At 62.6% G+C, this 22,956-nt stretch carries 17 protein-coding genes; 9 read left to right on the forward strand and 8 right to left on the reverse strand.

Annotation, left to right across the window (positions count from 1 at the left end; translation table 11 throughout):
- Position 1 precedes the first annotated feature (1 nt).
- The 4 genes from hpnI to QU481_RS15195 are packed head-to-tail and all read left to right on the forward strand — an operon-like array spanning position 2 to position 4,504.
- Complete coding sequence (hpnI, locus tag QU481_RS15180) at positions 2-1,207, forward strand: bacteriohopanetetrol glucosamine biosynthesis glycosyltransferase HpnI (RefSeq protein ID WP_289830910.1); 1,206 nt, start codon at positions 2-4, stop codon at positions 1,205-1,207.
- A complete protein-coding gene (gene hpnJ / locus QU481_RS15185) occupies positions 1,204-2,625 on the forward strand; it encodes a hopanoid biosynthesis associated radical SAM protein HpnJ (RefSeq protein WP_289830911.1) in 1,422 nt (473 codons plus the stop codon). Before hpnI ends, hpnJ begins: the two co-directional genes overlap by 4 nt.
- A 44-nt stretch (positions 2,626-2,669) precedes the next feature.
- A complete protein-coding gene (hpnK, locus tag QU481_RS15190) occupies positions 2,670-3,476 on the forward strand; it encodes a hopanoid biosynthesis-associated protein HpnK (protein WP_289830925.1) in 807 nt (268 codons plus the stop codon).
- Entirely contained in the window at positions 3,473-4,504 is a 1,032-nt protein-coding gene (locus QU481_RS15195) for a lysylphosphatidylglycerol synthase domain-containing protein (RefSeq protein WP_289830912.1), read from the forward strand. Before hpnK ends, QU481_RS15195 begins: the two co-directional genes overlap by 4 nt.
- Before the next feature lie 53 nt (positions 4,505-4,557).
- Here the strand turns inward: QU481_RS15195 and QU481_RS15200 are convergent, their stop codons facing one another.
- Positions 4,558-5,088 carry an MlaC/ttg2D family ABC transporter substrate-binding protein gene (locus QU481_RS15200; protein WP_289830913.1) on the reverse strand — a complete coding sequence of 177 codons (531 nt, stop codon included), beginning with the start codon at positions 5,086-5,088 and terminating at the stop codon, positions 4,558-4,560.
- A 273-nt stretch (positions 5,089-5,361) separates the two neighbouring features.
- Between QU481_RS15200 and hpnN the strand changes: the two genes are divergently transcribed.
- Together hpnN and QU481_RS15210 are read left to right on the forward strand one after the other, a co-directional pair.
- The gene (hpnN, locus tag QU481_RS15205; protein WP_289830914.1) at positions 5,362-8,115 is read left to right on the forward strand and encodes a hopanoid transporter HpnN; all 2,754 of its coding nucleotides are present in this window, start codon (positions 5,362-5,364) and stop codon (positions 8,113-8,115) included.
- A gap of 66 nt (positions 8,116-8,181) precedes the next feature.
- Positions 8,182-9,144: an MlaA family lipoprotein gene (locus tag QU481_RS15210; protein WP_289830915.1), complete on the forward strand. Its 963-nt coding sequence runs from the start codon at positions 8,182-8,184 to the stop codon at positions 9,142-9,144.
- 181 nt (positions 9,145-9,325) lie between these two features.
- Here QU481_RS15210 and QU481_RS15215 read toward each other — a convergent pair whose 3' ends face one another.
- Genes QU481_RS15215 through hpnD form a run of 3 tightly spaced genes read right to left on the reverse strand, consistent with a single transcriptional unit; the run spans position 9,326 to position 12,937 of the window.
- A complete protein-coding gene (locus tag QU481_RS15215; RefSeq protein ID WP_289830916.1) occupies positions 9,326-9,991 on the reverse strand; it encodes a phosphorylase in 666 nt (221 codons plus the stop codon).
- Positions 9,988-11,982: a squalene--hopene cyclase gene (gene shc / locus QU481_RS15220; RefSeq protein WP_289830917.1), complete on the reverse strand. Its 1,995-nt coding sequence runs from the start codon at positions 11,980-11,982 to the stop codon at positions 9,988-9,990. The genes QU481_RS15215 and shc overlap by 4 nt, the downstream gene beginning before the upstream one ends.
- A gap of 40 nt (positions 11,983-12,022) precedes the next feature.
- On the reverse strand, positions 12,023-12,937 hold the full coding sequence (gene hpnD, locus QU481_RS15225) for a presqualene diphosphate synthase HpnD (RefSeq protein ID WP_289830918.1): 915 nt from the start codon (positions 12,935-12,937) through the stop codon (positions 12,023-12,025).
- 306 nt (positions 12,938-13,243) lie between these two features.
- Here hpnD and QU481_RS15230 point away from each other — a divergent pair, with 306 nt between their 5' ends.
- A complete protein-coding gene (locus tag QU481_RS15230) occupies positions 13,244-14,143 on the forward strand; it encodes an alpha/beta hydrolase (RefSeq protein ID WP_289830919.1) in 900 nt (299 codons plus the stop codon).
- Positions 14,144-14,242: 99 nt separating this feature from the next.
- On the opposite strand, the gene QU481_RS15235 is transcribed toward QU481_RS15230, so the two are convergent.
- Entirely contained in the window at positions 14,243-14,668 is a 426-nt protein-coding gene (locus QU481_RS15235; RefSeq protein ID WP_289830920.1) for an Lrp/AsnC family transcriptional regulator, read from the reverse strand.
- Positions 14,669-14,790: 122 nt separating this feature from the next.
- Here QU481_RS15235 and QU481_RS15240 point away from each other — a divergent pair, with 122 nt between their 5' ends.
- Both QU481_RS15240 and amrS read left to right on the forward strand, forming a co-directional pair.
- Positions 14,791-16,392 carry a phytoene desaturase family protein gene (locus QU481_RS15240; protein ID WP_346432443.1) on the forward strand — a complete coding sequence of 534 codons (1,602 nt, stop codon included), beginning with the start codon at positions 14,791-14,793 and terminating at the stop codon, positions 16,390-16,392.
- A 248-nt stretch (positions 16,393-16,640) separates the two neighbouring features.
- Positions 16,641-17,717 (forward strand): AmmeMemoRadiSam system radical SAM enzyme, encoded by a 1,077-nt coding sequence (gene amrS, locus QU481_RS15245; protein WP_289830922.1) that lies wholly within the window; start codon positions 16,641-16,643, stop codon positions 17,715-17,717.
- A 69-nt stretch (positions 17,718-17,786) separates the two neighbouring features.
- On the opposite strand, the gene sbcC is transcribed toward amrS, so the two are convergent.
- The 3 genes from sbcC to QU481_RS15260 all read right to left on the reverse strand — a co-directional run.
- Positions 17,787-21,209 (reverse strand): exonuclease subunit SbcC, encoded by a 3,423-nt coding sequence (sbcC, locus tag QU481_RS15250; RefSeq protein WP_289830923.1) that lies wholly within the window; start codon positions 21,207-21,209, stop codon positions 17,787-17,789.
- Complete coding sequence (gene sbcD / locus QU481_RS15255) at positions 21,206-22,426, reverse strand: exonuclease subunit SbcD (protein WP_289830924.1); 1,221 nt, start codon at positions 22,424-22,426, stop codon at positions 21,206-21,208. Before sbcD ends, sbcC begins: the two co-directional genes overlap by 4 nt.
- Positions 22,427-22,667: 241 nt before the next feature.
- A partial coding sequence (locus QU481_RS15260) for a transposase (RefSeq protein ID WP_289828758.1) occupies positions 22,668-22,956 on the reverse strand: 289 nt, incomplete at its 5' end.

Genomic DNA, 22,956 nt, shown 5'->3' on the forward strand with positions numbered 1-22,956 from the left:
GATGGTGCCGGATTGGCCAATCCTCCTAGGCATCGCGCTGAGCGGTGTGTCGGCCAGCTACGCAGCACTGGCCGCATGGCTTGGTCGGCGTCCTCAGAACGGGCCCCGTTCCACTGCCGTTCAGCAACCCGTTAGTGTGCTCAAACCGCTGTGCGGCAGCGAACCACGGCTGTATGAAAACCTGGCGATACTGTGCAGGCAGGATTATCCCCAGTATCAAATCGTGTTCGGGGTGCGCGATGCAGACGATCCTGCGATCGCAGTGATCAGGCGCTTGCGGGCCGATTTTCCCGCTTGCGATATTGCCCTGACGATCTCTCCAGACGTGCATGGCAGCAATCTCAAGGTCAGCAACCTGATCAATCTGCTGCCACAAGCGAGCCATGACTGGCTGGTAATCGCTGATAGCGATATCGCCGTGACGCCAGACTACTTGCGGCGGGTGACCGCACCGCTTGCCGAACCGGGTACCGGCGTGGTGACGTGCCTCTACCGAGGGCGCGCAGTCGGTGGTTTTTGGGCGCATTTGGGCGCACAGTTCATCGACGACTGGTTCGCACCCTCGGTACGTATTGCACACGCCGGTGGTTCCCGAAGCTTCGCTTTTGGCGCAACCATCGCGCTGCGGCGCGATACGCTCGCGGCTATTGGTGGCTTCACCTCGCTGTCCGGACGGCTGGCCGATGACTACTGGCTGGGAGAGCTGACGCGACGACAAGGGCTTACCACGGTGCTGTCGGATGTCATGGTCAGCACGGATGTCACCGAGGCCAGCCTGAGGGCGCTGTGGTTACACGAAGTGCGCTGGCTGCGCACCATCCGCTCGCTCAACCCGGTCGGTTTTGCTTTCACTTTCATTACGTTTACCTGGCCCATACTGCTGCTGAGCCTGGCATTCGCACCGTTGCCAGCGGTAGTGGCGGTAGCGTTGGCCGGCATTCTGGCGCGCTGCCTGCTGGCAGGCAGCTTCGGTGCTGCGTTGCGTGCACCGCTACGCGACGCTTTGCTGTTAGCCGAATGGGCCGTTGCGCTATGCGGTTCGCGCGTTCGCTGGCGCGAGCAAGTCCTGTCGGTCCGGGACCTGGCTCAGGCGGCCTCCGTGCCGACGCCTGAGATCGGCGTGTCCGACCCTGTTGGTCAAGATACAGTCAGCTCCCAGCCACCCTCGCATTCAGCCAGGGGCGCGATGCCCCAGAGGACGCTATGAAAACTCTGTTTCTCCAGGCCCCCTCCTTTGACGGCTTCGACGGCGGAGCCGGCTCGCGCTACCAGGCCAAGCGCGAGATCAAGTCGTTCTGGTATCCCACCTGGCTGGCCCAGCCGGCCGCACTGGTGCCGGATAGTCGCGTGCTGGACGCGCCCGCCGATGGGCTGGGCGTGAAGCAGACGCTGGATATCGCCGTCGATTACGACCTGATCATCATCCATACCAGCACTCCCTCTTTTCCCACGGATGCCAAATTCGCGGAGGAGCTAAAAGCGCGCAAGCCTGGGGTAATGATTGGCATGGTCGGCGCCAAGGCTGCGGTGGACCCGGCTGGCTCATTGGGCGCCAGCCCTGCCATCGATTTCGTCTGCCGTGAGGAGTTCGACTACACCTGCATGGAAGTCGCCGAGGGCCGGTCCCTCAAGGAGATACTCGGCCTGAGCTACAAGCAGCCCGACGGTTCGATCGTTCATAACGGGCCGCGCCCGATGATCGAGAATATGGACGAGCTGCCCTTTGTCGCCCCGGTTTACAAGCGCGACCTGAAGATAGACAACTACTTCATCGGCTACCTGAAGCACCCCTACGTCTCGATCTATACGGGCCGCGGCTGCCGCTCTCACTGCACCTTCTGCCTATGGCCGCAGACGGTGGGCGGACACCGCTATCGCACTCGCTCGGCCGAGAGCGTCATTGCCGAGGTGAAGTGGATCAAGGAGAACATGCCGGAAGTGAAGGAGATCATGTTCGACGACGATACCTTCACCGACTTCAAGCCCCGCGCGGAGGAAATCGCACGGGGCCTGGGCAAGCTGGACGTGACATGGTCATGCAACGCCAAAGCCAACGTGCCTTACAGCACGCTCAAGATCATGAAGGAGAATGGTCTGCGCCTCTTGCTGGTGGGCTACGAGTCTGGCGACGACCAGATTCTGCACAACATCAAGAAGGGGCTGCGCACCGATATTGCACGCCGCTTCACCGAAGACTGCCGCAAGCTTGGCATCACTATCCACGGCACCTTCATCCTTGGCTTGCCCGGTGAAACGCGCGAAACCATCGAAAAGACCATCGAATACGCCAAGGAAATCAACCCGCACACTATTCAGGTCTCTCTGGCGGCCCCCTATCCTGGCACCACGTTGTACCGGCAAGCTGTAGACAACGGCTGGCTGGAAGAAAATAAAGTCATCAACCTCGTCAACGACAGCGGGGTGCAACTGGCCGCCATCAGCTACCCGCATCTGTCCAAGGAGGAGATTTATCACGGCGTAGAAACCTTCTATAAGCGTTTCTATTTCCGCCCCAGCAAGATCTGGGAGATCGTGCTTGAAATGCTGGGCAGTTGGGACATGACGAAACGGCGCTTGCGCGAAGGCGTGGAGTTCTTCCGTTTCCTCCACTCGCATGAGGCCTGATTCTGACACACCTGTCTAAAAAGGCACTGCCGCGAGGCCTGATCATCACTGCCGACGATTTCGGTCTGCACCCGGCCGTCAACAAGGCAGTGGAGTTGGCGCACCGCGATGGCGTGCTCAATGCTGCAAGCCTGATGGTGGGCGCACCTGCCGTGGCTGACGCGGTGACGCGTGCCCGTCGGCTGCCTGGCCTGCGCGTAGGGCTGCACATCGTGCTCGCCGATGGCCCCGCCGTGCTGCCCCACGCCATGATCCCAGACCTGGTCGATGCTCAGGGCCATTTTGGCTCGGCCATGGCGTGGGATGGCTGTCGCTTCTTCTTTCTGCCCCATGTGCGACGGCAACTCGCCGCCGAGATTCGCGCGCAGTTCGAGGCCTATGCAGCCACCGGCCTGCCGCTTGACCATGTCAATGCACACAAGCACTTCCACCTGCATCCGACAGTGCTGTCGCTGATCCTGAGCATCGGCCGCGAGTTCGGCTTACGCGCCATGCGCTTGCCCCTGGAGACGGGTGCTCCGTTGTCGCTGCGCCCCTGGCTGGCACTGCTGCGCCGTCGCCTGGGGGCGGCCGGTATCGCCCACAATGATTACGTGGTGGGCATCGCCGACAGTGGTGACATGGACGAATCGACTCTGCTTGAGGCGTTGACCCGGCTGCCTGCCGGAGTGGTCGAGATCTATATGCACCCGGCCGTGGAATCCGGCACATACGTGTCGCCCTCCATGACGGGCTATCGTCATGCCGACGAGTTGGCAGCGCTATTGTCGCCGCGTGTGCGGGCTCTGCTCGACGAGATAGCCCCCAGGCGCGGCGGTTTTGTCGACATGCTGGCACTGGACATGACATGACGATGAAGCGCCTCGCCTATCTGACCGGCCTGATCGGCCTGCTTGGTCTCACTGCCCTGGTCGTGCATCAGGGCATAGCCGACGTAGCCCACATCCTGGCCCAGGGAGGCTGGCTCCTGCTTCTGCTGGTGCCACTGCATGTGCTGCCACTGGTATTGGACGCACAGGGCTGGCGCAACCTGCTGGCCCCGTTCGACCCAGCCGGCCGTGCGGACCTGGGTTTCCTGTTGTGGGTGGCCGCCGTGCGCGAAGCCGTCAACCGCCTGCTGCCCACCGCCAACGTCGGCGGTGAACTGGTGGGGATCCGCCTGACGCGGTTGCGCGTGCCTGATGTCACTGCGGTTACCGCCAGCATCGTAGTCGAGGTGATGGTCACGTTATTCACCCAGTATCTTTTCTCTGCACTGGGCGTGCTGATGCTGTTGGCCGCCATGCAGGCCGGTGCACACGGCTGGGTGATCCTGACTGGGCTGCTGCTGTCGCTGCCGGTGCCTGTGTTGTTTGCGTTGTCGTTACGGCATAGCGCTCTATTCGAGCGACTGGAAGGGGCGGCCCATCGATTGTTTGGTGAAGATCACCGGATCGCCGCAATGGTCGACGGGGTCCGGCTCGATGCTCAAATCCGCGCCCTTAACCAGCACCGTAAAGTGCTGCTGAAGACATTGGGCTGGCAGTTCGCCGGCATGGTCACTGGCTCGCTCGAAGTCTGGTTCGCACTGATGTTGCTGGGCCACCCCGTGCCCTTCTGGCAAGCGTTGGCGATCGAAGCACTGACTCAGGCGGTGCGCCATATGGCCTTCTTCGTACCGGCCGGGCTCGGGGTGCAAGAGGCGGTCGTCCTGCTCTTGGGCCATCTGCTCGGTATCGGTCCGGATGTCTCGCTGTCGCTAGCACTGGTCAAGCGTGCACGAGAAGTACTGTTCGGCGTGCCCGCGTTGCTGTCATGGCACTGGCTGGAACTGCGCCATTGGCAGCGCGATGGCAAGAGCCGTCAAGGTAGCAGCAACCCAACGGAACGCGCATCGTGAGTGGCCTGCGATGGGCACAGCAGAACGGGCGCCTCTTGGGCGCCGCCATGGATTCAGGTGCCGGCCGCCTGCTTGGCGTTGTGACGGCTCAGGTATTTGAGCAGCCCATCCACGCCGCCGTGCGCGAGGATGTCCGCGAACTGGTTACGGTAAACCTCGATCAGCCAGGCGCCCATCATGTTGATGTCGTAGATCTTCCAGCCGGCGGGGGTGCGCTGCAGCCGGTAGTCGATCTGGGTTTCATCGCCATTGTTCAGTACGCGCGTCTCCACCACCGCGTCGGTCGCATTCGAACCCGACTGTGCCGGCTTGTAGCGGAACTTGACGTTCTGCTCGCGCAGTTGTGCGAGCGACAACGCATAGCTGCGCACCAGCAGGGTCTGGAATTGCTCGAACAATTGCCTGCGTTGCTCTGGCGTGGCGTCTCGCCAAGCGTTGCCCACTGCCAAGCGTGTGGTGCGCTCGAAATCGGTGTAAGGCAGGAACTGGCGCTGTACCACCGCAGTAATCTTGGCGAGGTCGCCGGCGCGGGTCTCGGGATTGGCCTGGATGGTGCCGATCACCTCCTCCACCGCAGCCTGCACCAGCCGTTCGGGCGTGGCTCGGTCAGTAGGCTGGGCCGCTTGAGCTGTGGATGCCACAGCTACGGCGGCAAGAGGAAGCAGCGAAACAAAACCGTGTGTATTCATGCGATTGGGGGACAAAGTGGTGGATGAGAAGAACGTTGGCCGCCACGTGGCACGCGAGAATGGACAGCGAAGGCAGTATAGCCCAGTGCAATACGACGGCCAGCGATGGCTCGGTTGCAGGTCTTCTTGCCACCGCAACGTATTCACAACCCGAGCCGGCTAGCCACTATGCTGACACTACTGATTACCCGCCTCGTACGTTTCGCTACCCGCCGTGCATGGGCCGTTATCCTGGTCGCACTCTTGCTGAGCTTGGCCAGCGGCGTTTATGTGGCGAAGCACTTCGCCATCAATACCGACATTGACCGCCTGCTCGACGTGAATGCACCGTGGGCTCAGCGCGACGCAGCCATCGGCAAGGCCTTCCCGCAGCGGAACCAACAAATCCTGGCTGTCGTCCAGGCACCAGCCCCTGAGCTGGCGGAGGCGGCTGCTGATGCCCTGGCCGATGCCCTGCGCGGGCAGACGCAGCACTTCCTTGCTGTGAGTCAGCCAGGCGGCGGCGACTTCTTCGCACGCGCCGGCCTGCTCTTCTTGCCGACCAAGACCGTTGACGAGATGAGTACGCAATTGGTGCAGGCACGCCCGTTGATCAACACGCTGGCACATGACCCTACCCTGCGCGGTTTGGCCGACACGCTGTCCACTACCTTGGCATTGCCGTTGCAGCTCGGCCAAGTCAAGCTGGGCGATATGGCCGGCCTGTTGGACCGCAGCGCCACCACGATAGAAAAGGGGGTGGCAGGCAAACCCGCCGCGCTCTCCTGGGTTTCCCTCGCCGCGTCCCAGGCCGATTTTGACGCCCAAGAGAAGGCAAGCCACCCCGTGCTTCTCAGTGCAGACGGCAATGCCATGACCAGTAGCTTCGTCACTGTCCGGCCGGTGTTGAACTTTAGCAACCTGCAGGCTGGCGCGGCCGCATCGGGAGCCATTCGTGCTACTGCCGCGCAGCTGGGTTTGAAGGAGCGTTTTGGTGCTACGGTACGCCTGACAGGCCCGCAACCACTGGCGGACGACGAATTCGCTTCGGTGAGAGATGGGGCGGTGCTCAACAGCGTGCTGACGGCTCTGGTGGTAGTGCTGATACTGTGGCTGGCGCTGCGCTCGACCAAGTTGATCGTTGCTGTGCTGCTTAGCTTGTTTGCGGGACTGGTGATCACCGCAGCGCTTGGCCTCGCCATGGTGGGGGCGCTCAATATGATCTCGGTGGCCTTCGCTATGTTGTTTGTCGGGCTGGGGGGGGATTTCGGCATTCAGTTCGGCATACGCTACCGAGCCGAACGCCACCACCATGACTACCTCCCAAACGCACTGGCTCTGACCGCGCAGGGGGTGGGCGTACCGCTAGCGTTGGCCTCAGCAGCTACCGCCGTCGCTTTTTTCAGCTTCTTGCCCACCGACTATCGCGGTGTGGCAGAGCTGGGCCAGATTGCCGGTGTCGGCATGATCGTGGCGTTTGCCACCACGGTCACACTGCTGCCGGCACTGATCCACGTGCTGTGCCCGGCAGGCGAATCCAGGACACCTAGCTTTCCTTGGCTTGCGCCAGCTGACCGCTTCTTCGATCGGCATCGCAAGTCTGTGCTGTTGTTCACCTGTGCGGCGATCCTGGCGGGTACGCCACTACTGCCACATCTGCGCTTTGACTTCGATCCACTGAGCCTGAAGGACCCTCGCTCGGAATCCATGTCCACCCTCCTCGCGCTCAAGGACGCACCGCAGGTCGGCACCGAGGATGTCAGCGTGCTGGCGCCGTCGCTGACCGATGCGCAGCTCGTGGCGAAGCGGCTTAAATCCCTGCCTGAGGTGGCGCGCGTTGTCACTCTGCAAGACTTTATTCCGGAGCAACAGCCAGCCAAGTTGGAACGTATTGCTGCTGCCGCAGCGGTTCTTGCCCCGGTGCTAGGTCAGACTACCGCTAGCCCTGCCAGCGACACGCTGCGAGTGGCCGCGCTCAGACGACTGGCCACTCAGCTAGAACTCGCCGCCGAGGACCATCCAGGACCGGGGGCTGAGCCCAGCGAAAGGCTGGCCAAGGCATTGCGAAAGCTGGCCTCTGCCGATGCGGCCGCGCGTGACCGTGCCGAACGGGCAGTGGCGCTACCATTGCGGCTAGCGCTAGGGACACTGCAGCGCGCCTTGCAGGCGCAACCGGTCAGCCGGCAGAGCCTGCCGCCTGAGCTGGTACACGACTGGCTTACCCCTGATGGGCGGGCCTTGGTCAGCGTCAGCCCCAAACTGCCGCGTGCGGACAGCCCGGACCGCCCGGCGGCACTGGATCGCTTTATCGCTGCAGTGTTGCGGGCAGAGCCCTCAGCCGCGGGCGGCCCGATCTCCGTGCGGGGCTCTGCCGACACCATCATGTCCGCTTTCGCTCAGGCCGGCGCATGGGCAGTGCTGTCGATCACCCTGCTGCTCTGGATCACCCTGCGGCGTTTCGGTGATGTGCTTCGCACCTTGGTGCCCCTCCTGGTCTCGACCGTGGTGACATTGGAGCTATGCGTTGTGTTCGGCATCTCATTGAACTTCGCCAATGTCATCGCGCTGCCGCTGCTGCTCGGCGTCGGCGTGGCCTTCAAGATCTACTATGTGATTGCTTGGCGAACAGGGCACACAAATCTGCTGCAGTCCAGCCTCACCCACGCTGTGCTGTTTAGCGCGGCCACCACCGCCGCCGCCTTCGGCAGCCTGTGGCTATCGCAGCATCCCGGCACCTCCAGCATGGGCAAGCTGCTGACCCTGGCCCTGGCATGCACATTGATCGGCGCTGTTTTCTTCCAGCCCATCCTGATGGGTAAGCCACGCCCTTCAGCCCGCACAGCAGGCCCCAAAAATACTGGGCGGAAGCAGAGCCGCTCGGCCGGCAACGAACGGGAGGGCCGCGTCGAACGGCCTGCCAGCTCCATCCACGCCGCTGAATAATTGCCGATGATCTTCCCACCACTTCGTTACGGACCCTCCTCTACACGAACCCGAAGCGCTTGCGCTTTGCTCTTGTTGTTGTCAGCGCTGCTGGCCGGCTGCGCCACCGGGCCAACAGCCAACCCAAACGACCCTCTGGAACCACTCAACCGCACCATTTTCAAAGCAAATGACAAGCTCGACCAGTATGTGGCGACGCCGGTTGCCAAGGGATACAAGGCAGTCACTCCACAACCGGTGCGCACGGCGATCACCAACTTCTTTTCCAACCTGGGCGATATAGGCAACACCGTCAACAACCTGCTGCAGGGCAAGGGTGAGGCGGCGATGGAGAGCCTCATGAGGGTGGCGATGAACACGGTGTTTGGCCTTGGCGGGTTGATCGACATCGCCACGCCTGCCGGGCTACATAAGCACCCGCAGGATTTCGGCCTGACGCTGGGGACCTGGGGCGCCCAGTCCGGCCCCTACTTGGTGTTGCCGCTATTCGGTCCCAGCTCGATTCGCGATGGTCTGGGGCTGGCCGCCGATTTCCAACTCGATCCGACTACTTACACGGAGCCAGCGGTGCGCAATTCGCTGTTCGGCGCTAACTTCGTCAACACCCGTACCAATCTTTTGGGGGCCACCGATCTGTTAGCGGAGGCGGCACTGGACAAGTATTCCTTTGTGCGGGATGCCTATTTGCAGCAGCGACGCTATCGGCTCCAAGAAGGGAAAGGCCCGGCCAAGCTGCCTGAATACGAAGATTATGGTGACACTGAGACGGTGCCAACCACGCAAGGGACGAAACCAGCTGGGACCGGTCCGGCCAATCCGCCAGAGCATGAGAGCGACGGCCCTTCCAAGAGCTTGCCAATAGGGGCGACACCGCAAGGGGATGCTCCTGCCAAGCAGCCGGCCCGCGAAGACGATAACGCCATCGAGGCAGCGCCTGCCACGGAAGGAGTCAAAGCGGAGGGGAAAACACCGAACCCAATGCCTGATCACGAAGGCAGTGGCAATACCGAAGCAACACCTGTCAAGTAAGAAACGAGTTCAGCGTCGCCAACCTGTCCAATACGGTTCGGCTTTACCGTGCCAGCTGCGTACCGGCTTCAGCGACAAGCAGGATCACGACGCCGGGTTTAGCTTTGCAAAACCCGCTGCTTCCTTGCACTGCCAGCGGCTGCTCTTAAACCGAATGAGCTGAGGACAAGCGACGCCCCTGCTACGGCATGGCAAACCTTTCCCCCAAAGCCCGGCGTGCCGCATGCAAGGCTGATCGGGCCGTGAAAGCGTCTCGCGCCAGTTGCAATAGGCCTGCCAACTGGCGTGGCTGTTCGCCAAGATCGCGCAGCAAGGCGACAATGTCGGTGTGGCCATCACTCCCCATCCCAGCCAGCGCAGATGAAGGAACAGACCGCCAGGCAGGGTCGATCACCACCCTGCATGCGGTATATGGCACACCGGCGGCTTGAGCCACGCGCGCTGCAATGTGCGACTCCATGTCGACCGTCAGTGCACTGCTCATACGGTGCAGGATCCTCTTATCTGCCACGTCGGCTACGGCGGCATCCCTGCCCGCTACGGCCCCGTACACTGCCTGAGGAAGCGCTGCGCGCAAGGCTGCGGACCAGGCTTGGTCGGTATCGAAACCGTGTTCACCATCGACAATGCGCTTTGCCACCACCACTGTGCCTGGGACAAGGGCGGCGTCCAGTCCACCCGCCACGCCAAAGCTGATCACGCCGGCGCACGGTGAACTCAGACGCACGGCCAGTGCGCGCTCAAGCGCGCCGGCGCGCAGCCCAAAGAGAACCTCCGCTCCGGTACCTGCGGCAGTGCGGGCCTCGAAAGCCATGCCGGTCACCACTACTACGCTGGCTGCGCTCACAGGCCCCACGCTATTGCACGAGCTCCGTCCTGCCGGAAGTTGCGGTAGCGTGCCAGCGCCCACAGCGGGAAATAATGGGCATAGCCGTGATAGCGCAGATAGAACACGCGCGGGAAGCCCACAGCGGTAAAGCGCTCTTCCGGCCAGTTGCCGTCGGGTTCCTGGGTCCGGACTAGATAATCGATCCCTCGCGTCACCGACTCATGCCCTGCTGCGCCGGCGGCCATCAGGCCGAGCAAGGCCCACGCGGTCTGGGAGGCCGTGCTCGGCGCCGGCATATGGCCACGATAGTCCAGCCGATAGCTGTCGCCGTCTTCCCCCCAGCCGCCGTCTTCGTTCTGGATGCCGATTAGCCAGTCTACTGCGCGCCGCATTTCGGGTGCATCGGCAGGCAGGCCCGCGGCGTTGAGCCCGCACAGAGCGCTCCAAGTGCCATAGATGTAATTGGTCCCCCAGCGGCCGAACCAGCTACCGTCTGCCTCCTGCCCGGCCAGTACATAGCGCAGAGCTGCCTGTGCTGACAGTCCTGTCGCCCCGCCCTCCAGTTGCGCCAGCATCGACAGGCAGCGCGCCGAGACATCCACGGTTGGTGGGTCCAGCAGCGCGCCATGGTCTGCAAAGGGGATATTGTTCAGATAGAAATGGGTGTTTTCCGGCTCGAACGCGCCCCAACCGCCGTTGTGGCTCTGCATTCCGGTGACCCATTCGGCGGCACGCGCGATGCTTTCGGCGCTTGGTGGCTGCCCGTTCTGCCCCTTGTTGTCCACCGCATACGCCGCCCGGTGCAGCGCCATCGCCACCACGGCGGTGTCGTCCACATCCGGGTAATGTGCGTTGGCATACTGGAATGCCCAGCCGCCCGGGCGCAGGTGCGGTCGTCGCACCGCCCAGTCGCCTTTCACATCCAATACCTGCAGCGGGCGCAGCCAAGCAAGACCGCGTGCCGCCGCATCCGTTGCGCGCGGACTGCCGATCTCAAGTAGTGCATGGCAAGCCAGCGCGGTGTCCCAGACTGGTGAGAGGCAGGGCTGGCAATAGGCTTCGTGCTCTCGCACGACCAAGAGGCGGTCGATCGCGGCGCGAGCCTGCATCACGGAGGGGTCGGTGCGCGGTACGCCCAGCACCTCGAACATCATCACCTCATTGGCCATGGCCGGAAAGATGGCACCGAGACCGTTGTCGCCATTGAGCCGTTCGCGCACGAAGCGCTCTGCACGCTCAATGGCCCGTTGGCGCGTCCGGCGCGGAAACAGGGGCTCGCACGCGCGCAGCGCGGCGTCGAGGCAGCGGAATGCCCCGAACCATAGCCATCGCTGGTGCGGTGCTTTGCGCGGCAGGCGTACGGTCTGGCGGGGGCGACCGAACAATTCGTCGATGCCGATGCCGCGTGGGTTGCGTGCCTGCGGCCGCAGGCTGTTCAGTACCAGCAGTGGCACCAGTACGGTTCGCGACCAATAGGACACCTTGGACAGATGAAAGGGAAACCATTGCGGCAGCAGCATGATTTCCACCGGCATCATCGGCACTGCCTGCCAGGGCATCACGCCGAACAGCGCGAGCAGTGTCCGAGTGAATACATTGCTCGCTTCTGCCCCGCCCTGCGCCAGGATTGATGCTCGCGCGCGTTGCATATGCTCCGCTTCCGGCGCATCGCCGATCATCTTCAGCGCGAAGTAGGCTTTAACACTGGCGCTGATATCGGCCTGCCCTTGATGGAAAAGCGGCCAACTGCCGTCGGCATTCTGGATGCGGCGCAGATAGCTCGCGATGCGCCCTTCCAGTTGCAGGTCGGGCGTTTCGCCCAGGTAGTGCACCAGCAGCACGTATTCTGCCGGGATGGTGGCGTCGGCTTCTAGCTCGAATAGCCAATGGCCATCATCGCGCTGATGTGCCAACAACGCGTCCAGTGCCTGTTCGAGTGCCGTGTCGGCATCACGTGCTTGAGGCGGGATGACTGCTTGCCGTATTGGCGAAAAGGTCGTTTGGTCCATCGGTCGAAGCGCTCTCGTTCACTGCGCGGATTGCCAGGCATTACGCCGGACGCGCCGCTAATCGGGAGAACCAGCCTGGTCGGCCGATTGTGTAGTGCAACACTATCCACAGCAATTGCGCGCGCGGCACTCGTACCTTGGTGCGGGGGGCGCCCCAGCCGCGAGCCGCCAAGCGGGTCAAGATGCCGTGATAAACCTCGGACATGATACGGGGTGAGCGCACCAGATCGGGCTGGCAGCCGGCCATCACTGTATCGGCCTGATCGTAATGTGCCTGCGCCTTGCTCAACAGTGCCATGCAGGCTTGGCCGAGATTGGGATGAGCCACTATCCGATGCGGTTCACCCGGCGCAATGCCTGCAGCATGCAAGGCCTCGGCCGGGAGATAGACCCTGCCGATGGCCGCGTCTTCGTCGATGTCGCGAAGAATGTTGGTCAGCTGAAGAGCCCGGCCGAGATGGTGAGCGAGCATTGGGCCTGCCACCTCGTCGAGTCCGAACACGCGCACGGCCAGACGGCCCACTGCGCTGGCGACGCGGTCGCAGTACAGATCGAGGGTTGCCTCATCCGGCGCGCAGATGTCGGCAACCACGTCCATGGTCATGCCGTCGATGATGGCAATAAAGTCTTCTTGCGCCAGGCCGAAGCCGCCAATTTGCGTCGTCAGGCCAGCCTGAGCGGGTGGCGCGGCACCTGCATAGCAGGCGGCAATGTCGGTACGCCACTGCTGCAGGCCGGCCAGACGCTCGGCCCGCGAGCCGGTGCCATCGGCAATGTCGTCGACCGCGCGGCAAAAGGCGTAGATCTCGGACATGGCCAGGCGTTGCTGCTCGGGAAGAACCCGCAAGGCGATATGAAAGGAACTGCCCGACGACACAGCTGGGCCGGTAGGTGGTGTGCTTTGCGATGTGATCTTGGTTGCTGCCACGAAACACCTCGTCTCACCTTGAGCCATCCTGCCGGCACCGGGGGTGCTTGGCTGTTGCCTTTCGGCGCAGGTCGGCTATGTCAATGGGTTTGAAGGATTATAGCAAGACCGATGTTACGTGCATGGTTTGGGTGCCGGTGCATTGCTGGTTGTTACTCCCTATGCACATACAAATGATGCGCCGCAGGGGCCTATCAAATCAATTAACAGACCGTCAAAATCGTTCTACAAATCTGAGATAGAAACAATGTGACGCGCCCCTTGCAACTGCCGCCCTGTCAGTTAAGCAGCGTTCCTGTTTCGTTGGAATGCACCCCATTTTGGGGAATCTCAATGACGCGTACTCGCCTGTTCCTCGTGATTCTCATCGGCTTGGCGCTGCTTGTCAGCGTCGGCCGCTACAGCGCTTTTCTTCTCGTTGAGCGCCAAGCATTCACTACCACGCCGCGTGGCACGCTTACACCGGAGAAACTGGGGGTTCCGTCGCAACAGATCGTTTTCCACAGCGGTGATCGGGCGCTTCATGGCAGCTATGTGCAGGCACCGCGCCTGGGGGCTGCAGCCGTTCTGATCTTTCATGGCGATGAGGAGAATGTTGCGGATTGGGCTTATGTCCAGAAGCTGCTCTATGAGAACGGCGTTTCCTCGTTTGTGTTCGACTACAGCGGCTACGGCTCGAGTACCGGCGCACCGTCTGTGCGGCATCTCGATCAGGATGGACTAAGCGCCCACCAGCGATTCATGGCACTTACCCCGCAGGCTAGCCGCCACTACCTGCTGGGCTTTTCGCTCGGTGCCGCCGTGCTTTTGGATATTCTCCCCGACTTGCACCCTGCCCCAAATGGTGTGGTCATTGCCTCCGGGTTCGCCTCTGCCCGAGAAGCAACTATCGCCGTGGGCCTGATGCCGAAATGGCTTGCTTGGTTGTTGCCCGATGTTTGGGACAACGAATCTCGGATGAGACTTGTCCAGTCCCCGGTCCTGATCGTCCATAGTCGTGCCGATGAGGTGCTGGATTGGCACCAGGCCGTTCGGTTGAGTAAGGCGGTGACAAGCCCGCATCGACTGGTGATGCTGGATGCCTTGACTCATGATGCCGCGATCACACCCCAAGACCAGGATCGTTACTGGGGACCGATTCTCGGATTTTTCCATTCGGGCGATGTTGCCGATATCGGAATGGCCGGTTTGATGATGTCCAAGCAGAAGAAGCAGGACGTCAACCAACCCTGACGCAAGGAAATGCCATCTCACGAGTCATGGCCAACTCGGGAAAAATACGGTGCGCAGCGATGCCCCGGAAGTTGGCAGGAGGCATTCCGCAGATAGTCCTCAGCGATCGATACGCGTGGTCATCACAATCGCGGTGGTGGTGCGCTCCACGCCATCCAGCGCGCCGATGCGGTCCACCAGCCTGTCCAGCTCTGCCACCGAGCCTGTCTCAAGCCCGGCGATGAAGTCATAGATGCCGCTCACCGAGTGCAGTGTGCGAACCTGAGCGATGCGCCGTAGCGCAATCTCGATAGTGGGAGTCAGCTTTGGCATTGCGGTGATCATCACCAGTGCGCGCACTTGGCCGGCATTGTGGTCGGCGCTGGTGCGCACGGTATAGCCGATCACCACCCCGGTGCGCTCCAGACGCTCGATGCGGCTTTGTACCGTAGTGCGGGACAGCTCGAGCTGGCGGGCAAGCTCCGCGGTCGAGGCGCGCGCGTTTTCGCGCAGCAGCGCGAGCAGCCGCTGATCAGTCGGGTCCATGTTTGCGTTTTGCCTGATATTTCGTCGATTCGATCAATATTATCCTGCGGTTCGTCGCAATGCATAATGCATTTTGCCGAGTCGCCCCGGACAATGAGTCTTCCCAAGACAAGGAGAAGAACATGCGCGACGTAATCATCGTGGGAGGCGGCCACAACGGTCTGGTCTGTGCTCATTACCTGGCGCGAGCCGGGCTGAAGGTGACCGTGCTGGAGCGGCGTGGCGTGGTCGGTGGGGCGGCGGTCACCGAGGAGTTTCATCCGGGCTTTCGCAACTCGGTGGCGTCGTACACCGTGTCGCTGCTCAATCCCAAGGTGATTCACGACATGGAGCTGGCCAAGCACGGATTGCGCATTGTGGAGCGACCTCTGTCCAATTTTCTGCCGCTTGACGATGGGCAGTATCTGAAGGTCGGCGCCGGCAAGACCGCCAACGAGGTCGCGAAATTCTCCAAGCGTGATGCCGAGCGGCTGGACGCCTACGCGCAGCACCTGGATGTCGCGGCCGACCTGCTGCGTGAGCTGGTGTTGGAAACGCCGCCGAATCTGGTGCAAGGCAGCTGGCTGAGCGCGCTGCCCGAGCTGCTCAAGGCCGGCCGCCTAGGCAACCGCATGCGCAAGCTCGACGTGGTGACCCAGCGCGAACTGCTCGATCTGTTCACCAAATCGGCCGGTGACTATCTGGACGGCTGGTTCGAGAGCGCGGCAATCAAGGCGGCCTACGGCTTCGACAGCGTAGTTGGTAACTATGCCAGCCCGTACACGCCCGGCTCTGCCTACGTACTGTTGCACCATGTTTTCGGCGAGGTTAACGGCAAGAAAGGAGCCTGGGGGCACGCGATCGGCGGTATGGGCGCGATTACGCAGGCGATGGCTAAGTCGGCGACGGCGCGCGGGGTAGAGATCCACACCGACAGCGCGGTGCGCGAGGTGTTGCTGGAAAAGGGGCGCGCGGTCGGTGTGGTGACCGCGCGTGGCGAACGGCTCGATGCGCGTGTGGTGATTTCCAATCTGAATCCGCGCCTGTTGTATACCAAGCTGGTCGATCCGTCGGCGTTGCCGGACGACTTCCTGCGCCGCATGGAGAACTGGCGCTGCGGTTCCGGTACCTTCCGGATGAACGTGGCGCTGTCTGAACTGCCTGACTTCACCTGCCTGCCCGGCAAACAGGCTGCCGAGCATCACGGCAGCGGCATCATCATCGCTCCGAGCCTAGCCTATATGGAGCGCGCCTATCACGATGCGCGTACCGATGGCTGGTCGCGCGAACCCATCGTCGAAATGCTGATCCCGTCCACGCTCGATTCGACGTTGGCCCCGCCCGGCCAGCACGTCGCCAGCCTGTTCTGCCAGCATGTGGCACCACAACTGCCGGATGGCTCGAGTTGGGATGAGCACCGCGAAACCGTGGCCGATCTGATGATCGACACCGTCACCCGTTACGCTCCCAACTTCAAGGGATCGGTGCTGGGCCGGCAGATCATGAGTCCGCTCGATCTGGAGCGTACCTTTGGCCTGGTCGGTGGCGACATCATGCACGGCTCCTTGGGACTGGATCAGCTGTTTTCTGCGCGGCCGATGCTGGGGCATGCCGACTACCGTGGGCCGATTCCCGGCTTGTATACCTGCGGCTCGGGCACCCACCCCGGCGGCGGCGTGACCGGCGCGCCCGGGCACAATGCGGCGCGCGAGGTGCTGCGCGACTTCAAGCTCAAGGCGCACTGAGCGGCTGCCATCCGTGGTGCAGCGCCCCGCCTGTGGATGCTGCACCCTTTGCGTCCTGTCTGCCAATGTTGGGCAGAATCCCTCTTCTTCACTTCAACGCTTGTCCGCCGTCAGTCGGGGAAGCCGCTGTAGATTGGCTAGACCCGGCGGATAATGAGTGCACGTGGGGCCGTTGCGTTGGATAGAGGCTGGCGGGTTGCCCACGGGCCCAAGCCGTTTGGGAGAGCAGCCGTCACGCTGCCACTGCCATGAAGGATGCGCATTACCCTGGCCGTTATTGGCATTTCCTGGGGGATGGACGGATCGAATGCGACCTGTGTCCTCGTAACTGTCGCCTGCACGCGGGCCAGCGCGGCGCCTGTTTTGTGCGCCAGCGGGTCGGCGACCAGATGGTCCTGACTGCCTATGGCCGATCATCGGGTTTCTGCATCGATCCGATCGAGAAAAAACCACTCAATCACTTCTACCCCGGTTCCAGCGTTCTGTCTTTCGGCACGGCCGGTTGCAACCTGGCGTGCAAGTTCTGCCAGAACTGGGACATCAGCAAGTCCCGCGAGATGGAAACGCTCGCTGCCAAGGCCGCGCCCGACGCCATCGCTAAGGCGGCCGCGGCCAACGGCTGCAAAAGCGTGGCCTTTACCTACAACGACCCGGTGATCTTCGCCGAATACGCGATGGACGTGGCCGATGCCTGCCATGAGCGGGGTATCAAGACGGTGGCGGTGACCGCTGGCTATATGGGGGCAGAAGCCCGGCGCGATTTCTACGCGAAGATGGATGCGGCGAACGTCGACCTGAAGGCCTTCACTAACGACTTTTACGCGACGCTCACCGGGGCCCACTTGCAGCCGGTCCTGGAGACGCTCCAGTACCTGAAGCATGAAACCGATGTCTGGCTCGAAATCACGACGCTGCTCATTCCCGGTAAGAACGACAGCAGCGACGAAATTCGCGCCGAGACGCAGTGGATCGCGAACGAGCTTGGCCGCGACGTGCCGCTGCATTTCACGGCGTTTCACCCCGATTACAAGATGAGCGACGTGCCACCGACACCGCCTTCTACACTCGCTCGTGCGCGCGCGATCGCTATTTCAGAGGGCTTGCGATACGTGTACACGGGCAACGTTCATGATACCGATGGTGCCACGACCTATTGCCCGGTATGTCGCGCGCCGCTCATCGTGCGCGACTGGCATGACATCGAACACTACCGCCTAACTCAGGGAGGCCGATGCTCCGAATGCTCCACGCCGATTGCGGGGCGGTTTGGCCGCTTCGACCGGCAGTTCGGGCGGCGACGTATTCCGATTCGCATCGGGAGGTGACCCGCCAGTGCGCAAATGCGAAAACGGCGTTCGGCTAACATTCAACGTCGGCCGAAACGCTGGCACCGGCTAGCCGTGAATGCTGAGCGTCGACACCCCCATGCCGTTGCCCTTGCCCACCCGCAGCTGCACCGCGATGCGCTCCTTCAGCCCTTCCACATGGCTGATTACGCCGATGGTCTTGCCGCTGGCGTTGAGAGTGTCGAGCGCGTCTAGCGCGATGTCAAGCGTGTCACTGTCCAGCGTGCCGAAGCCTTCGTCGAGGAACAGCGAATCGATCGAGGCCTTATGGCTGACCAAGTCCGACAGCGCCAGCGCCAGCGCGAGGCTGACGAGGAAGCTCTCGCCGCCGGACAGGGTGCGGGTGTCACGGCAGACGTCGGCCTGCCAGGTATCGACGATTTCCAGCTCCAGCTCGCCACTTGACTTGCGCTGCAGCAGGTAGCGACCGTGCAGGCGGTCGAGGTGACGGTTAGCCAGGTGCACCAGATGGTCTAGCGTCAGGCCCTGGGCGAACTTGCGGTACTTGTCCCCCTTGGCCGAACCGATCAGGCCATCGAGGTGCTGCCAAACTTCCACTTCGGCCGACTGACGGATGATCTCATCGAGCAGTGCCTGCTGCCGGCCGCGTCGCTCGTCATCGTTGGCAAGCAAGGCGCGTTGGGCGCCGAGCTGCTGGGCGAATGCCTGGCGGCGGGCGTCGAGTTCGGCGTGCTGTTGCTCCAGTTCGGCCAAACTCGTGTCGGTAGTAGCCTGCTCGTACAGTTGCGCGAGCCGGGCACCGGCAGCCTGCAGCAAAGCCTGGGTCCGTTGCCGGTCCTCCTGCAGCTGCTTTTGTCGTTCGCCTAGACGGCGACGTTCCTCGACCGGCAGCAATGCGGCGGCGAAGGCAGCCTCGTCGGCAAAGGGGCTGCCTTCGAGCGCGGCCTGCCAGACTGTGAGGACTTCTTCATAGCTTTGGCGGCAGCCGGCCAGCGCCTGTTCAAGCTGGGCGATGCCACCCCGCTGTTGGTCGGCCTGCCGCTTGATGCCATCGAGCTTGGTGCGACAGTCGGTCAACGCCGCTGCGGCATTGGGGTTGGCCGGCAGACAGACCGGCTCGGGCTCGCCCAGCGCTTGCCAGCGCGACTGCCAGTCGGCCGAGTCGGCGGCAGCGTGGTCACGGATCGCCTGCTGACGGGTCAATGCTTCGGCCAGGTCTTGCAGGCGGGCCTGCCCTGTTTGCCAGCGCTGCCAGTCGGCGCGACGCTCGGCGAGCCAGGCCTCGGGCTCGGTCGCTGCGGCAAAGCCCAAGGCGGCGATGTTGGAGGCGAGCTGCTGTCCTTGCATTGCCAGCTCCTGGTCGAGAGTGCCCAACCGGCCCTGACCTTCCTCCAGATGGCGCTGCCCATCTTGCTGCGCCTGTTGAAGCAGGGCGAGCTGGCGATTAGCCGCCTCGACCATATCGCTCGCTTGTTGGCGCTGTCGTTGGGTCTCGACCACGATCCGCTCGGCCTGATCGGCGGCCTGAAGGGCCTGCTCCAGGCGGGCGACGGCTTCGGTGCTCTCTTGTACCAGACCCGCAAGGGTAGCATCTTGTTGCCAGTCATCCGCCTTCAGGCCGGCATGCTCGGCGCGGGGCAGCCAGTCCTGTTGTCGCTCCGTTAGTTGAATCAGGGTCTGTTGTTGCTGTTCGGACAGTTGGCTGAACAAGGTATGCTGTTCGGCCAATTTTGTGGTCGTCTGTTGGCCCTGCTCCCGCACAGCCTCGAGTTCGGCTTCCTTCTCGGTGAGTGCCGCCTGGCTTGCCGACACATCGAGCGCCTGGTAGGCGGCCACGGCCGGGTGTTCGTGCGAACCGCAGAGTGGACAGGCCTCGCCTGGCACCAGGCGGGCGCGGTGCTGCTCCAGGCTCTGGATGCGCTGTTCCTGCTCCAACAGCCGGCGTTTGTCGTCCACCTGTTCCTTTAGGCGGCGATAGCCGTCGCGCAGGTGCTGGCGGGCTTGTTCGAGCTTCGCGACCGCGGCCTCGGCGGCCGCCTTTTGCTCCTGTTGCTTCGCCCATTGGGCACTCAGCCCACGCAGTTGCGCTGCCAGGGCTTCGAGCTGCTGGCATGTTTGCTGGCGCCGGAGCTGCTGCTGCCACTGCTCGCGCAGTGCGGCCAGGCTCTGCCCTGCCAGCAGGTGCGCCAGCGTTTCCTGGGCGGCGGCTTCCTGTTGCTGGGTGCTAGCCAACTCAAGTGCGAGGCCGTCGGAGGTGTGCTGCTGCCGGGAGATCTGCTCTGCCCGTTCGGTCAAAGTGTGCTCGTCCACGGCGAGTCGGCGGCGCTGTTCGTCCCGTTCCTGCTGCAGCCGGTCCAGTTGCGCGAAGCGGCTGGTCCAGCCACCGAGCAGTTCACCCAACTGCGCATGTGCCGCATTGGCGCCCTGCTGTTCGGCCAACTGCCGGCGCTCGTCGTCCAGCTGTTGCCACTGCCTCTGAGCCAGCTCAGCCAACTGCACCGATAGGCTGCGCGCTTGCCAGTGCTGCTCAACCAGCTGGCGCTGGGTTTCGATCAACGTGGTCTGTGCCACCCGCAGGCGGGCGTCGGCCACCTGGCATTGCGCCTCAGCTTGTTGCCAGCGATGGTAATGCGGCTGGATCGCCTCAGCCGGCCCGCTGGCAGCCAGGCGCTGCAACTCGGTGCTAGCGTTACGAATCGCCGCATCGGCGTCATCGCTTTGCCGCCGGGCCTCGGCTTCTCCCTGCTCGGCTTGGGAGATATCGAGCCGCCATTGCCGTTGCAGGCGGACCCGTTCGAGCTCGCCCTGAGTCAGTTGCTCGCGCTCGGCCAAGGCGGTGATCTCGGTCTGCATCGTGGTGCGCTGAGCCTCGTCGAGCAGTTCCACCCCGTCGGCGCGAGCCTTCAGCTGCTCGAGCCGCAGGCGGGCGGCGCGGGCTTCTTCGAACACTCGCTGCGAAATCTGGCCGTAGATGTCGGTGCCGGTTAATTCCTCCAGCAGTTCGGCCCTTTCGTTGGCGCTGGCGTTGAGGAAGGCGGCGAAACCGCCTTGCGCCAGCAGCATCGACTTGGTGAAGCGGGCGAAATCGAGACCAGTGATCGCCTCGACGCGGCGCAGCTTGTCGTTGATCTGGCTGGTGAGAATGGTGCCGTCGCCTTCGGCCAATTCCACCTTGGGCGCCTGCAGCGCGCCGTCGGCCTTGTCGCGGGCGCGGCGCTGGCTCCAGAACGCGCGGTAGACCTTGCCCTTCACCTCGAACTCGACCTCGGCGAGACAGTCGGCCGTGTGGCGGGTCATGATCTCATTGGTGGTGGCCGAGATGGTCTTGAGCCGTGGAGTCTCGTGGTAGAGCGCCAGGCAGATCGCGTCGAGCAGGGTTGACTTGCCGGCGCCGGTGGGGCCGGTGATCGCGAACAGACCATTGTCTTTGAACGGCGGCTGGGTGAAGTCAACCTTCCATTCGCCCTTGAGCGAGTTGAGGTTCTTCAAACGCAGGGTAAGGATCTTCATGCTGCGCCCTCCGCGAGGCTGGCGACAATGTCGCGATAGCGGCCGGTCAGCTGTTGTTTCAGTTCGTCGGCGAGCTCTTCCTGCTCCAGCCGCTTGGCGAACACGTCGAATGGGGTCAACTCGTCCAGCGTTTCGCGAGTGTTGCTCTGAAGGTTGGACGAAGCGCTGCCGCGCTCGCGGCGCAACCGAAGCACCTCGACCGGTAGACCGTCGGTAATCGCCTCGATGCGGCCTTGTAGGTCGGTGAGGTAATCGTCGCCCCTGACCATCACTTCCAGCCATACAGGCTGTTCTGCCGTGCTCTGCGAAGCGAGCATGGGGATGGATTCGGCCAATTCGGCGAGCGTGCCCTTTACCGCGGCCAGTGGTTGAAAACGCGGGACTGGTAGTGGCGTGACAGCCTGCAGCCCCTGCTCATCGAGGTCGACCAGCAGCACTGTTTTTTCCTGTTGTGCCTCGTCGAAGCTCAGCGGGATCGGCGAGCCGGAATAACGGATGTGTTCGAGGCCGCCGACCAACTGCGGACGATGGATATGGCCGAGCGCGATGTAGTCGACCGGTGGAAAGGCACTGGTCGGAAACGCCTCCAGTGCACCGACGTAGATCTCGCGCACCGACTCGCTGGCGCTGGCACCAACGGTGGTGAGGTGACCTGTGGCGACGATGGGTAGCTTGAGGCCCAGTTCGTCGCGCTTGGCGCAGGCCAGTACGTACACCGTCTGATAATGGCGATGGATGGCTTCCTGCAGTGACTGTTGTTTTTCCTCGGCACTCTGGCCTGCTTGGCTTTGCAACAGGTCACGCGGACGGAGATACGGAACTGCGCAGAGTACGGCCCCCGGCCTGCCACTACGGGTGGGCAGTACCAGCACCTGCTCGGCCGGATCGTCGGCAACGGCCGGGACCACGTGCGTCGTCAGATAAGCGAGCAGCGGCCTGCTCTCGTTCAGCGTGGCGACCGAGTCGTGATTGCCCCCAAGCAGCACCAGTTGCGCCCCGGCACCATGCAGCTCGACCACAAACCGGTTGTACAGCTCGCGCGCGTAGCTAGGCGGGGCACCAGTGTCGAAGATGTCGCCAGCCACGATTACCGCGTCGACCTGATGCTGGTGCACCTGTTTAAGCAGCCAGTTGATGAAGGCCTGGTGCTCGACTTGGCGGGTCTTGCCGATGAAGTGCTGGCCGAGATGCCAGTCGGAGGTGTGCAGAAGGCGCATGGAAACGGAGGCAAGTAGAGTGGGTCGACATTCTACCAACCCAGGTGCGTCCAAAGCAGGCTACCTGTGCAGTTGAGTGCGCGAGAACAGCAATCGGCCGCACTGCACGACCGAAACCGCTTCGCTGAGTTTTGTTGACGGCGCCAAGTTGCCAACCAGAAAGCCATGAACAACCAACGTTTTCCATAGATTGCGTATTTAATTGGCAGCTTGGCTGTTACTAAGCTTTGCAAAAGTATTGTCACTGGCAGGCATATTGGCACTCAGGCTGGCGGAAGAACGATTTCACCAGCCCGGGTAGCTTTTGGATTCGACGCAAGGCGCCGATTGCTAGCCGCTTCATTTCCTCATGGTTTTGCACCAGACGCTTTGATACCTGGCGCTTCACGTGCGCCCAGACCTGCTCGTCCGGATTCAGTTGCGGCGAGTAAGGCGGCAAGTAGAACAGGTTGAGCTTGCCTTCCAAGCTCTCCACATAGTCCCTGACCAGCTTCGCCTTGTGGATCGGATGGCCATCGACGATCACAAAC

The sequence above is a fragment of the Crenobacter oryzisoli genome (assembly GCF_030385785.1).
GTDB classification, from domain to species: Bacteria; Pseudomonadota; Gammaproteobacteria; order Burkholderiales; family Chromobacteriaceae; genus Crenobacter_A; species Crenobacter_A oryzisoli.